Raw genomic sequence first — 13,116 nt, forward strand, 5'->3', positions numbered from 1 at the left:
GATTGAAAAAAATGCATATTCCGCCCTATGACAACCGCAACGAGCCGATCGTGGACGCCGGCCACGATCTGGTGCCGCTGAACTACTTCAACATCGTGAAGCTGAAAGCGGGGGAGCATTTCGACTATGCTGTTCCCGGCTACGAGACCTGCGTGGTTCCGGCCACGGGCACCGTGACGGTTGAGGTGGCGGGCGAAACCTATCGCGATATTGGCAACCGTATCGTGGATGTCTGGGATGGCGAGCCCGAAGGCGTCTATGTGCCGACGGCCGCGGGCACCCGGATCACCTGCCAGAGCGACGCGGCGGAGGTGTTCATCGCGGGGGCGAAATACGCCGAGGTCCTGAAACCTTTCGCCGTGCGGGAGGCGGAGCTGGATCTGGTCCAGTACGGCTCTGACGAAACGAAAACGCACCGAAAGATCAAGCATATCCTGGGTGCCGGATATCACGACCGTGTGGGCCGGCTGCTGGTTTCGGAACTCTACACCGTGGGTCAGGGCGGCTGGTCCGGCTTCCCGAGCCACAAGCATGACACGGACCGCCTGCCGGAAGAAACGCGCCATGACGAAACCTACAATTTCCGGTTTCGTCCGAATTACGGCTCCGGCATGCAGATGCTGCAACGGAAGGATAACGAACCCGGCGATGCCTATCACATCGTCGATGGCTCCACGATCCTGATCGACAAGGGGTACCATCCCTGCGCCGTGCTGCCGGGCTACGAGATGTATTACTTCACCATCCTCGGCGGCCTCAGCCAGCGCAGTCTGAAGCAGTATTTCCAGCCGACCCATGCGGCGCAGCTTCATACGATCCCCGGCATCATGGATATGGTGGCCAAGTTCAAATGACGCTTGCGACCCTGTCCGAGGTCCTTCAGCCCGCGCTTCGGGGCGGGTATGCCGTGCCCGGTCTGGTCTGCCTCGGCTGGGAGGATGCGCGGGCCTATGCGCTTGCTGCGGAGGCCGAACGCGCACCTGTCATCCTGCAGGCGGGCCCCAGTTGCCGGGCGCACACGCCACTGCCGGTTCTGGGCGCAATGTTCTGCCATCTGGCAGACAGCGTTTCGGTGCCGGTCGTGTTGCATCTGGATCATGGCTACACGGTCGAAGACTGCCATGACGCCATACGGGCGGGTTTCTCCTCCGTGATGTTCGACGGCTCGCGCAAGCCGCTGGCCGAGAACATCGCCGAAACCGCCGCCATCGTGGAGCTGGCCCATAACGCCGGCGTCTCCTGCGAGGGCGAGATCGGCTTCGTGGGCTATTCCGGCGGCGAGGCGTCGGCCGGTACGGACCCGGCGGAGGCGGCCCGATTCGCCCGGGAAACGGGCGTCGACGCGATGGCGATTTCGGTCGGAAACGTGCATCTGCAACAGGACCATGAGGGCGGGCTGGACGAGCCGCGCATCCGCGCGATCGAGGCCGTAACCGATGTGCCGCTGGTGATCCATGGCGGCTCCGGCGTGCCACTGGCCGAGCGGACGGCTTTGGCCACCTGTTCCGCCATCTGCAAGTTCAACATCGGAACCGAACTGCGCATGGCGTTCGGGGCGGCGTTGCGCGCGGCGGTCAACAGGGACCCGGCGCGGTTCGACCGGGTTCAGATCCTGAAAGAGACCCATGATCCGGTGATGGAGGCCGCGCGCGCGGCCATCCGCGCCATGGGTGCGAGCGGAAAGGCGTGACGTGATGCTCAATATCGGAATTCTGGGTTGCGGCCGTATCGGGCAGGTGCATGCCCGGTCCATCGGTCAGGTGGAGCGGGCAAGGCTCGTCGCCGTGGCCGATGCGGTGCCCGCCGCCGCCGAGGCGCTGGCCAACAAGGCCGGTGTCCTGCCACGGAGCGCAGAGGAAATCCTGACGGCGGCCGATATAGATGCGGTCGTCATCGGAACGCCGACCGATACCCATTTCGACCTGATCCAGGCCGCCGCCGCCAATGGCAAGGCGATTTTCTGCGAGAAGCCCGTCGACATGGATGTCGCCAATATCCGCACCTGTGTCGGCGCGGTGGAGGCGGCAGGCGTCCCGTTCATGACCGGCTTCAATCGTCGTTTCGATCCGAATTTCGCCAATCTGCACGCGCGTTTGCAGGCCGGGGAGATCGGAGATGTCGAACTGGTCACAATCCTTTCCCGTGACCCGTCGCCTCCGCCGATATCCTACATATCGGGCTCCGGCGGCCTGTTCCGCGACATGATGATCCACGATTTCGATATGGCGCGGTTCCTGCTTGGTGAAGACCCGGTCAGCGTGCAGGCTGTCGGGTCCGCCTTGGTCGATGCAGAGATCGGTCGCGCGGGCGATGTGGATACGGCGGCGGCGATCCTGACGACGGCGTCGGGCCGGATCTGTCAGATCTCCAACTCGCGCCGCGCAGCCTACGGATATGACCAGCGGATCGAGGTACATGGCTCCAAGGGGCTGTTGCGTGCCGAAAACCAGTTGGAGGACACGGTGGAGATCGCCACCGAGGCCGGTTTCCGGCGCGCGCCCGCGCAACATTTCTTTCTGGAACGCTACGCCCTCGCCTATGTCGCGGAAATGACCGAGTTCGTGTCTGCCGTGCTTGACGGGCATACGCCGGAACCCGGCATCAAGGACGGGTTGCAGGCACAGATCCTGGCCGATGCGGCCAGCCGTGCACAGCAGAAGGGCGAGATCGTCAATCTGCCGGGGAGCTAGGCTCTTCAGATATCGAAGAAGACGGTTTCGTTCGGGCCCTGCAAATGGATGTCGAACCTGTAGCCGCCCGATCCGTCCGGTTCGGCCAGAAGGGTCGGAATCCGGGACTGATGCTCGATCCGCGTCAGGATCGGGTCTTCGGCATTCGCCTCCGGCTCGTCGGCAAAATAGGCCCGGGTGTGCAATCCGATATTGATGCCGCGCGCGACGATCCAGAACGTGATGTGGGGCGCCTGCATGCTCCCATCGGGGAACGGCACGCGCCCGGGCTTGACCGTCTCGAAGCGGTAAGCCCCGGTCTGCATGTCACCGGCGGAGCGCCCCCAGCCGGTGAAGTTGGGGTCCGCCGATCCGCGCGGGTCCTGCGCGGATGGATAAATCCCTGCCGCGTCCGCTTGCCAGATCTCGACCATTGCATCTTTCAGCGCTGCGCCCATCCCGTCGTAAACCGTGCCGGTCAGGGTGATCTCCTGCCCCTTGACCGGCCCCGTTTTCATCGACGCGCCAAGATCGGCGTCGTAGATCCCGTGAATGCCCGTGATATTCGGGGTGCAGCCGATATGCACATAGGGGCCAGCCGTTTGCGACGATGTTTCCCTCAGTATATCAAGAGGTTGAACCATATCATAGTCCCTCCGGCCGGTTTTCGAACGCGGTCTGGCGGCGACCGCGCAGCGTGATATCGAACTTGTAGGCGCGGGCATCCATCGGCACCGTGCGCGCCATGTCCAGGGGCGCGACCAGCGCGCCGACGGCGGCGGGGTCGCTGATGCTGCCGATGATCGGGCAATGCGCAATCAGCGGATCGCCCTCGAAATACATCTGCGTGATCAGCCGCTGCGCGAATCCGGCCCCGAACAGCGAGAAATGGATATGCGCGGGGCGCCAGTCATTCATCCCGTTGGGCCAGGGATAGGGGCCGGGCATCACGGTCCGGAATTCGTAGCGCCCGTCCGCATCGGTGATCACCCGGCCGCAGCCACCGAAATTCGGGTCCAGCGCGGCAAGATAGCTTTCCTTCTTGTGGCGATAGCGGCCACCCGCATTTGCCTGCCAGACCTCCAGCAGGGCACCGGCCACACCCCGCCCGGCCTCGTCGCGCACCCGCCCATGAACGATGATGCGCGGCCCGATCGCGGCCTCTCCGGGGGCTGCGAAATTCAGGATGAGATCATTGTCGAGTGGCCCCAGCATGGTGTGGCCGAAAACCGGGCCCGTTTCCTCGCTCAAGGTGCTGGGAAAGGAAAGAAGTGCCGCCTGTGGCGCGCGTTTCACGCTTGTTTTGTAGGGCGGATGAAAAGGGGCCGGGTGCCAGCCGCGGTCCCGGGGTATGTAGCCGCCCGCACGGGCCTTGTCTGCGTTTGACATGATGTTTCCTTGCGCCTCGTCTAGTAGGGCAGGCCGACATAATTCTCGGCCATGGCCTTTTGCGCGGCATCGCTGCTGCGCAGGAATTCAAGTTCGGCAATCTGCATTTTGTGATCGAACATCGACTGATCCGGATAGCGATGCATGAGCGAGGAGAACCACCAGCTGAACCGCTCGGCCTTCCAGACCCGTGCCAGCGCCTTGGCGGAGTAGCTGTCCAGCCCCTCCATGTCGCCGTCTTCATAAAATCTGCGAAGCCCGGTGTAGAGATACTGCACATCGGACGCGGCGGTGTTGAGCCCCTTGGCCCCGGTGGGCGGCACGATATGGGCCGCATCGCCGCACAGGAACAGCCGCCCCCATCGCATCGGCTCGCAGACGAAGGACCGCAAGGGCGCGATGGATTTCTCGATCGACGGCCCCATCACAATCGCTTCGGCCTGCTCGGCCGGGATGCGGCGCTTCAACTCGTCCCAGAAGGCGTGATCGGTCCAGTCCTCGGGCCGGTCCGACAGGGAACACTGGATATAGTAGCGGCTCAGACTCGCGTTGCGCATGGAGCACAGCGCAAAGCCCCTCTCGGAGTTGGAGTAGATCAGTTCGTCGTTCACAGGCGGCGTTTCCGACAGGATGCCAAGCCAGCCGAAGGGATAGACCTTCTCGTATTCGCGCTTCTGGTCCGTGGGAATCGTCCGGCGGCTGACCCCATGGAAACCATCGCAGCCGGCCACGAAATCGCAATTCAGCTGATGGATCCTATCGCCAACGCGGTAATGCACCTGCGGGCAATCGGTATTGGCGCCCGCAATCTCCACATCCTCGACATTGAAAATCAACTCTCCGCCGGCCTTCTCGCGCGCCTCGTAGAGATCGCGCGTCAGCTCGGTCTGTCCGTAGAGCATGACGCCCGACCCGGTATGGGCCTTGAAATCCACATGGAACATCTCGTCGCCATAGGCCACCAACGTGCCGTCATGGACAAAGCCCTCGCGGTGCATTCGCCCGGCGACATTGGCCTCTTCCATCAGCCGGACAAGCCCCTGTTCAAGCACACCGGCGCGGATGCGGCCCAGAACGTAGTCCTTCGTCTTGCGTTCCAGAACGACGGAACTGATGCCGCGGAGATGTAACAACTGAGACAGCAGCAGGCCCGATGGTCCGCCGCCGATGATGGCAACCTGTGTTCGCATGAAAGTCCCTCTCTCCCCTTGGTGCGAATATTGGCGTGTTGCCGATGCTTTGTAAAACGCTTCTCGGTCGGGGAGGCCCGGTTCGGTGTGCCAACCGTTGCGTCCCCTGCGCCGCGGGTGCATGAGTAGGCAGGGGGCAAGGAGACGGCAAGATGACCAGAACGGTTCGGGTTGCGATCAACGGGTTCGGGCGTATCGGGCGCTCGGTTCTGCGTGCAGCTCTGACGCGGGCGGACTGGCCCAGGGTGGAGATCGTTGCGATCAACGATATCGCGCCGCCCGAAACCTGCGCCTATTTGTTTCAGTATGACAGCGTTTTCGGCCCCTATCCGGGCACGGTCGAGACGGCGCCGGGAGCTTTGGTGATAGACGGGCGCCGCATTCCTCTTTCGCATGTGTCCGATCTGGGCGCGGTGCCGCTGGCGGATGTGGATATCCTGATGGAATGCACTGGTCGCGCCAAGGATCGCGCAGTGGCGGAGGCCGGGCTTGCGGCGGGTGCTGCCCGCGTGTTGATCTCCGGCCCGTCGCCGCAGGCGGATCTGACCGTGGTTCTGGGGGCGAATGACGATCTGTTGGCGCCCGCCCATCGCATCGTTTCCAACGCATCATGCACCACCAATGCCGTCGCGCCGCTGGTTCAGGTGCTGGACGAGGCCTATGGTCTGCAAACCGCGTTGATGACGACGATTCATTGCTATACCGGCAGCCAGCCCACCGTGGATGCGCCAACCGGCGATCTGGCGCGATCCCGCGCCGCGGCCCTGTCGATGGTGCCGACCTCCACCAGTGCCGAAGCGTTGGTCGATCTGGTCCTGCCGCATCTTGCGGGGCGCATCACGGGCTCGGCGGTGCGGGTGCCCACGGCCAGTGTGTCCGCGATCGATCTGGCGCTCATCACGGAAGACGCCCCCACCGCCGACGAGGCGCGGGAAATGTTGCGCGGAACCGCGGGCCCGATTCTGGGGTTCACCGACCAGCCCCTTGTGTCGTCCGATCTGCGCGCCCGTCCGGAATCTCTCGTGATTGCCGGGCCGGAGATCAAGCGGTCCAAAGGGGGGATGCTGCGCGTTTTCGGGTGGTACGACAATGAATGGGGCTTCTCCTGCCGGATGCTGGATGTAGCCTTGAGAATGGGAGAGTTGGCATGAGCGGATACCGGACCTGGCTGCGCGAGAAGAATTTCATTTCAGGCCAATGGGTTGGCGCGGATGATGGCGCGGCCATCGACGTGAAGAACCCCGCCAGCGGCGAGGTCATCGGTACTGTTCCCAAGGCCGGGAAGGCCGAGACGCTGCGCGCCATCGACGCCGCGCAATCGGCGTTCCCGGCGTTCTCGGGCATGGCGCTCATGGATCGGCTCGATCTGCTCTGGAAGCTGCATGACGCGCTGATGGACAATCAGGCCGATCTGGCGGAGTTGCTGACCGTGGAGATGGGCAAGCCGCTTGCGGAGGCGACGGGCGAGATCGCCATCGGCGCCCAGTATGTCCGCTGGTTCGCCGAGGAAGCGCGCCGCGCGAAGGGGGAGATCGTGCCCGCAGGCGTCAACGGCCGCCGCATTCTCGTGACCCGGCATCCGGTTGGCGTGGTGGGAATGATCACGCCGTGGAATTTCCCGTCCTCCATGCTTGCCCGCAAACTGGCGCCTGCGCTGGCTGTCGGCTGCACCGTCGTGGCCAAACCTGCCACAGCCACCCCCTATTCCGGTCTTGCATGGGCCGCGCTGGCCGAGGAGGTCGGCTTTCCGTCCGGCACCGTGAACGTCCTCACCGGGTCCGCCAAGGAAATCGCGGGCGCGATGATGGTACGCGACGAGGTGCGCAAGATTACCTTCACCGGCTCCACCGCGGTCGGCAAGGAGCTGATCCGGGGCAGCGCGGACACGGTCAAGAAAGTCTCCATGGAACTGGGCGGCAACGCACCGTTTCTGGTGTTCGACGATGCCGATCTGGACGCTGCGGTGGAGGGCGTCATGATGTCCAAGTATCGCAATATGGGGCAGACCTGCGTCTGCGCGAACCGCATCTATGTGCAGTCCGGCATCCATGACGCCTTCGTCGAGAAACTGGTGGAGAAGACCCGCGCGATGAAAGTCGGCGACGGGCGCGAGGATGGTGTCGAGCAGGGCCCGATGATCGACATGGCGGCGGTGGAAAAGGTCGAATGCCTGCTTGCCGATGCCACATCCAAGGGGGCGGAGGTCGCGGTTGGCGGCAATCGCCATGCCCTGGGCGGGCAGTTCTTCGAGCCAACCGTGCTGACCGGGGCCACCCAGGACATGGCCTTCGCGCAGGAGGAGATTTTCGGGCCGCTTGCGCCGGTCTTCCGCTTCGAAACGGAGGAGGAGGCGATTGCCATGGCCAATGATACGGTGTTCGGCCTCGCATCCTACGCCTACACGACCGATCTCGCGCGCGCCTTCCGTCTGAACGACGGGCTGCAATATGGCATGATCGGCATCAATTCCGGCCTGATCACGACGGTCGAGGCGCCGTTCGGCGGGGTTAAGGAATCCGGCATGGGCAAGGAGGGCGGCAGCCAGGGTCTCGATGATTATCTCGATACGAAATACGTCTGCATCGACGGGCTCTGACGGATTCCGTCAAATACGCAAATCGGGTGGGCGGCTTCCTTGGGCTGTGATGGGCTATCGGGTGACCGGCTGGATCATCCGACAAGACTGACTGTATAGCCCACATCGTCGCTGGCCATTTTCATGACCTGAATGGCCAGAACTCTGCCCGACGCATCCTTCGCGACCCGTCTGAGTACCAGAAGCGCCGTGTTGCGGTCGACCTCTAGGGCGACCGCCTCGCTCATCGAGCTGAGCTCGGCGGTAATCCGGTCCTCGATCTGTGCGACGCCCAGACCATGCGCGGATAACAGGTCCGGCAGGGTCACCGCCGCCTCGCCATCCAGATCCTCAAGCAGGCTCTCCGGCAGGCTGATCTCATCCTGCGCGAACCGGCGAGAGCCGCGTTTGAGCATTCGTTCCACCACAAGGGCCCTTGCCTCGCCCAGCATCTCTGCCTCCGCGGCCTCGGCGCGGCGGCCGGTCGTGCGGCTTCGAAACACCGCAAGGTCGGGCGGCTCGCCCCCGGGCGTGGCCAAACGGTCGAAACCGGTCCGGGCCGTCGCGTCATCGCCGGTATCGCCGGGGTCTGCCACGATGGTGCCGCGGCCCGGTTTTCGCGCCAGAAAGCCCTGGCCTTCTAGCGTGATGAGCGCGCGGCGCATGGTGCCCTGGCTTACGCCGAACTCCTCGGCCAGCTGAAACTCGTTTCCAAGCCGCTGGCCGACGGGCCATTCGCCGGTCTTGATGCGCCGCAGCATTTCCGTTTCGGCCTTGCGGTAAAGCGGTATACGCGCCATCTGAGATCCTTTCGTGATTCTTCTAAAAGAAAATGCTGCACCTGCAGCCTCACGTCAATTGAGATGCTCGATCAGGCGGGCATGTTTGTCGAAAGCCTTGATTGTTGCCCCCAAACTGGGCAGATCTGCCGCTTCCAGCATCGGGATCATCTTGCGAAAGGCCGCCGCGGTGCCGATGGCGTCGCCGATTGCCGTATGCCTGTCGGCCTCGGGGATCGTGATGCCAAGCCGCTGGCAAAGCGCATCCAGCGTGTGATCGGCCGATTGCCCGAACAGGATCGCCGAACACAGGACCGTATCCAGAATGGGCTGATCGAAGCGCGCGCCTATCTCGGTCTCGCGGCGCTGAAGGAAACTCATGTCGAAGGGGGCGTTATGGGCCACAAGAACCGCGCCATCCGCATAGGCGTGAAACCGTTTCAACGCCTCTGCGACCGATGGCGCGCCCTTCACCATTTCGTTGGTCACGCCATGCACCTCGATCGAGCCCTGCGGAATGCGCCGCCCCGGGTCAACCAGCATGTCGAACCGCTCGCTGTCGACAATCTTGCCATTCACGATCCGCACGGCGGCGATCTGGCAGATCTCGTCCACTTGCGGGTTCAGCCCCGTGGTTTCGGTATCGAACACCACGTAGTTCAACTGCCTGAGCGCGGCCTCCGCGATCTCCTTTGGGATATCCGCATGCAAAAGCTCGAAATCATACTGGATCACCCGTGCGGTGCCGCGGGGCCGCGGATCCGCGAGCGGCAGGGTCAGATGGAGCGCGCCGGAGGGGTCGGGAACCAGCCTCGTGGCATGCGTCACCAGCACGTCCCGGCCGGCAAACTGCGCCAGACCCGGACTGAGCGGCGTGGCCAGCCAGCGCGTCAGCGTTTCGCTGTCGGGCGGGGCGCCCGTGGCTGATAACACAAGCCGGCCCGTGCTCTGCGTGTCATCCGCAAAGCCGAGTTTCAATGCGCTGGCGCCCGCCGCCGCCCATTCCAGCGCCAGACGTTCCAGAAGCCGGGTCACCGCGAACCCGTCGCAGCGCAGTTTCAGGGCGGGCAGATCGGTGGAAATGGGCACGCCCTTGCGTTTCAGCCGTGATGACAGCGCCGCGCCCAGATCTGTCGCGGCAAGGGCTTCCATCGGCCACCATGCGGTATCCGTGAGGGGTTTGCGGGCGGCCACCTCGGCCGTGGTGCTGACAAGGTACTCCATCGCGCTCGGGTCCTTGCTGGTGACGGCCCCTTTCGCCGCATCAAGAAGGGAGTTCAGCAGATGGGCGCGCTCTGCGTGGATCTTCAGATCGGTCGTCACATCCCGCAAGCTCAGAATATAGCCCGGCTGTTTGGTTTCCTGCGCGTCGAGCCACATCAGCCGCATGCGCGCCTCAAGCAGCTTTGCGCCTGCCTTGGTGGCACACAGAATATCCGCGCCCTCCTGCGCTTCGGCGGCCAGCAGCCGCTCATAGGCCTGATGCACCGGGCCCGGCAGGATCACATCGGCCAGAGACCGGTTGAGCCCCAGGGCCGGGCTGTTGTCCAGAACTGTGCGGGCCTGGCCGTTGTAAAGCGCCACGCAGTGATCCGGGGTGCAGAAAAGAACACCATCCGGCACCTCGGCCAGAAGTGTTTCCAGCCGCGATTTCTCAAGGCCGAGCCGTGCGGTCTCGCGACCGATCGCCTGCGCCATGGCGTTGCGCGTCTCGGTGAGGTTCGAGGCCACCGCCGCCGCAGCAGGGGCCAGATCGCCCAGATAACGCGCCGGTGCGTGGTCGATATCCAGATCGACATCGGCATGGGCCCTCGCCCGCATGTCGGCGGCCAGTCTTTCCACCGGGCGGGCCACGTTTTCATCGAACAGAACCCAGACCCAAGCGGTCAGCCCGAAAATCGCCAAGACGCCGATGGCACCCGCGATCACGAAGCTCGGCAGGGCATGGTCTTCGCCCAGACGGATGTATCCGAGCGTCAGCCCCGCGATCATCAGGGCGGAGCCGCCGACGGCCAGAAGGGCGAAGAACAGGAATATGCGCAAACGCAGACTGAGATGGGTAAACATGGCTGCGGGCCTCCTCCTACCCGCGGGTGTCGGCCCCTCCCGGCCGGTGGTTCAGCTGACGGCCTCCACGCAGACGGCGGCAAGCAAGGCGTCGTCGGGCGCGACCTCGCGCCAGTCGGCATCGATCGGAGTGCCGTTTTCGTCGAACTCGATCCCGTCGATGACGTCGGCGCGGCGGTTGCGGATGCAATCCACGAGCGACGGGATTTGCGTTGCCGCCTGCCAGCGCGCGAAGACATAGACATTCAGCAAATGCACGCCCGGCACGGCGTCATTGGTGCGAACCGAACTCTGATCGACGGCCACGAACCCGTCGGTATAGGGAACGACAAAGGTCCACGGACGCCACCAGGATTGGTTTTCGCGCGTCGCGACCACCTCCATTCCCGCGGGCAGGGTCTGCAACGTGCCATCATACCAGGCATATTCGCTGCCGATGGTCGCGGCGATCATGGCGGCACCGGCGGCAATCGGTGTCGCCCATTTCGGAACCCGGTCCTTCAGTATGGTTCTGAGCAGCATCACCATGCCGGCACCGGCAAGCCCGGCGAAAAGAGTGGCGATAAGGGTGAAGAACATGGGCGGTTTTCCTGTCAGCTCAGATGACCGCCGCGGGAGCCGGCGGCGGATTGCATGGTTTTGACGACGACGAAGGCGTCGCGCAGATGACTGCGTTCGAAATCGCTCAGATCGGATGGCGGCATGAAGTTGTCCGGCTTTTCGCCGCGCTTGATCTGTGCGGCCTGATGGGCCAGCCGGGTATCGGCAATCATGTCATAGGCGTCGATCAGGTCACGCCCGCCGGTGGCGGAGATGATGCCCGTCTCCACCGCCGAAACCAGACGCGCCCGGGTATTGGCCTGGGTCAGCTGACCCCGCAGCGCATAGATCCGCCCCAGATCGACGACCGGCACGACACCGCTGTGCTTCAGGTCGATCATGTTCTTGTGCTCGCCCGTGCGGGCGGTGGCGAAGCCGCGAAACAGGCCAAGCGGCGGCGTATGCTTGAGGGAATTGGAAATCATGTGGGCCACGAAGATGCTGTTCTTGGCCGATTGCGCGAGGGTTTCTTCCTGCAATCCCGAAAACAGCTCCGCGTCGCCGCCGATCGCGCGCAGATCATACATGACAGAGGCCAGCATCTGTGCCTCCGGGTCCGGCTTGGCGATCCAGCCCCGGAAATACTTCCGCCATGTGCTCAGCGGCTGGCGCCATTTCGGGTTGGTCGCCATCATGTCGCCCGGACAATAGAAATACCCCGCCTCGTCAAGGCCGTCGGAGACGAATTTGGCCAGCGCTGCGAAATAGGCGTCATCCGCCTCGGTCGTGGCATCGTCCAGGATCAGGCAGTTGTCCTGATCCGAAATGCCGGTCTGCTCCTGCCGGCCCTGCGATCCGCAGGCAAGCCAAAGATAGCGCACGGGCGGGGGGCCGAGTTTTTCCTCGGCCATCGCAAGCAGCCGCCGCGTGGTCGCATCGCCGATATCGGTGATCAGCCGCGTCACGACCTGATGGGCGTTGTGGGCCCCCACGAGTTGCACCAGCAGCTGCGGGATGCGGCCCACGATCTGGGCCAGCGCGGATGTGCTTTGCGCATAGGTGATCTCTTCGATCAGCGCGGCCGAGGATGTGGCCTGAAACCGGGTCAGATCGGTCTGCGTCAGAATGCCGACAAGCCGCCCGCCGTCGGTCACGGGCATATGGGTGATGCCGCGTTCCACCATGGCATGAAGAACGTCCGAAACCAGCGCCGTGGGCGGCAGCGTAATCGGATCGGGCGTCATGATCTGCCTGACGGGGGTGTCATACGCCAGCCCCTCCGCCAGCGCCTTGTTGGTCAGGTCGCGGGTGGTCAGAATACCGCTCGCTTCACCCTTTTCGGAGACGATCACGCAGGACACGCGCCGGTCGCGCATCATCCGTGCGGCCTCGATCAGCGACGTGCCGGGAGGGCAGGTCAAAGGCCCGGGCGTCATGATGTCCGACAGGGCCATGGTCGTCAGGTCCTGCTTGCGGGCCATGGCGGGCCGGGTCCGGTCGAAAAACCGGCGGACCGCCGGATGTTCGCCGATCAGCCGGTGAAAAATTTCGGCCGGTATGGCGACAAGCGTGGTGGGCTCCGCCGCGGTGGCGGTGACGGCGGCCATGCCGTCCTTCATCAGGCCGCGTTCCCCGAAGGAGTTCTTCGGACCGAGGATCGAGACCAGCTCGCCCGTCTCATCGGTGATGTTCACGCGGCCGCTCAGGATGAGGAAGAGCGCCGTCTGCGGTGCGCCGATGCGGTAGATCACCTCGTTGGTGTCGAACGTGACTTCGGAGAGTTCTCCGGCCAGCAGCGCCTGATCCTCCGCGGGCAGGCTGTCATAGGGATGGGTCTGGGTCAGGATCGTGGCAAGATCGAAGGTCATGTGTCCAAACGCCCGCTGAACTGGAAAGGGCGCATCCCG

Annotated in this window: 12 protein-coding genes; 5 read left to right on the plus strand and 7 right to left on the minus strand. The window is 63.9% G+C overall.

All coding sequences use genetic code 11. The features are described 5' to 3' along the window. Positions 1-11 precede the first annotated feature (11 nt). From ACQ651_RS18950 to iolG, 3 genes are read left to right on the plus strand one after another with little or no spacing between them, the layout of a single operon-like run. Positions 12-854 (plus strand): 5-deoxy-glucuronate isomerase, encoded by an 843-nt coding sequence (locus tag ACQ651_RS18950; protein WP_227287372.1) that lies wholly within the window; start codon positions 12-14, stop codon positions 852-854. Continuing rightward, on the plus strand, positions 851-1,690 hold the full coding sequence (locus ACQ651_RS18955) for a class II fructose-bisphosphate aldolase (RefSeq protein ID WP_430450146.1): 840 nt from the start codon (positions 851-853) through the stop codon (positions 1,688-1,690). The genes ACQ651_RS18950 and ACQ651_RS18955 overlap by 4 nt, the downstream gene beginning before the upstream one ends. Positions 1,691-1,694: 4 nt before the next feature. Continuing rightward, complete coding sequence (gene iolG / locus ACQ651_RS18960) at positions 1,695-2,690, plus strand: inositol 2-dehydrogenase (protein WP_430450147.1); 996 nt, start codon at positions 1,695-1,697, stop codon at positions 2,688-2,690. Positions 2,691-2,695: 5 nt separating this feature from the next. On the opposite strand, the gene pcaG is transcribed toward iolG, so the two are convergent. The 3 genes from pcaG to pobA are packed head-to-tail and all read right to left on the minus strand — an operon-like array spanning position 2,696 to position 5,248. After that, a complete protein-coding gene (gene pcaG / locus ACQ651_RS18965; RefSeq protein WP_430450148.1) occupies positions 2,696-3,313 on the minus strand; it encodes a protocatechuate 3,4-dioxygenase subunit alpha in 618 nt (205 codons plus the stop codon). 1 nt (position 3,314) lies between these two features. Further along, positions 3,315-4,058: a protocatechuate 3,4-dioxygenase subunit beta gene (gene pcaH, locus ACQ651_RS18970; RefSeq protein WP_227287368.1), complete on the minus strand. Its 744-nt coding sequence runs from the start codon at positions 4,056-4,058 to the stop codon at positions 3,315-3,317. Positions 4,059-4,078: 20 nt separating this feature from the next. Then, entirely contained in the window at positions 4,079-5,248 is a 1,170-nt protein-coding gene (gene pobA, locus ACQ651_RS18975; RefSeq protein ID WP_430450149.1) for a 4-hydroxybenzoate 3-monooxygenase, read from the minus strand. A 152-nt stretch (positions 5,249-5,400) separates the two neighbouring features. Between pobA and ACQ651_RS18980 the strand changes: the two genes are divergently transcribed. Together ACQ651_RS18980 and ACQ651_RS18985 are read left to right on the plus strand one after the other, a co-directional pair. Beyond that, positions 5,401-6,399 (plus strand): type I glyceraldehyde-3-phosphate dehydrogenase, encoded by a 999-nt coding sequence (locus ACQ651_RS18980; RefSeq protein WP_430450150.1) that lies wholly within the window; start codon positions 5,401-5,403, stop codon positions 6,397-6,399. Then, positions 6,396-7,844, plus strand: a complete 1,449-nt coding sequence (locus tag ACQ651_RS18985) for an NAD-dependent succinate-semialdehyde dehydrogenase (RefSeq protein WP_430450151.1) — start codon at positions 6,396-6,398, stop codon at positions 7,842-7,844. Before ACQ651_RS18980 ends, ACQ651_RS18985 begins: the two co-directional genes overlap by 4 nt. A 74-nt stretch (positions 7,845-7,918) precedes the next feature. On the opposite strand, the gene ACQ651_RS18990 is transcribed toward ACQ651_RS18985, so the two are convergent. From ACQ651_RS18990 to ACQ651_RS19005, 4 genes are read right to left on the minus strand one after another with little or no spacing between them, the layout of a single operon-like run. Continuing rightward, positions 7,919-8,623 (minus strand): GntR family transcriptional regulator, encoded by a 705-nt coding sequence (locus ACQ651_RS18990; protein ID WP_430450152.1) that lies wholly within the window; start codon positions 8,621-8,623, stop codon positions 7,919-7,921. 54 nt (positions 8,624-8,677) lie between these two features. Further along, positions 8,678-10,669, minus strand: coding sequence for an exonuclease domain-containing protein (locus ACQ651_RS18995; RefSeq protein ID WP_430450153.1), 1,992 nt, complete (start codon positions 10,667-10,669; stop codon positions 8,678-8,680). A 51-nt stretch (positions 10,670-10,720) separates the two neighbouring features. Continuing rightward, entirely contained in the window at positions 10,721-11,248 is a 528-nt protein-coding gene (locus tag ACQ651_RS19000; RefSeq protein WP_430450154.1) for a hypothetical protein, read from the minus strand. A 14-nt stretch (positions 11,249-11,262) separates the two neighbouring features. Beyond that, on the minus strand, positions 11,263-13,077 hold the full coding sequence (locus ACQ651_RS19005) for a DUF294 nucleotidyltransferase-like domain-containing protein (RefSeq protein WP_430450155.1): 1,815 nt from the start codon (positions 13,075-13,077) through the stop codon (positions 11,263-11,265). Positions 13,078-13,116: the final 39 nt, after the last annotated feature.

The organism is Rhodophyticola sp., from assembly GCF_965284195.1.
Classification (GTDB): domain Bacteria; phylum Pseudomonadota; class Alphaproteobacteria; order Rhodobacterales; family Rhodobacteraceae; genus Rhodophyticola.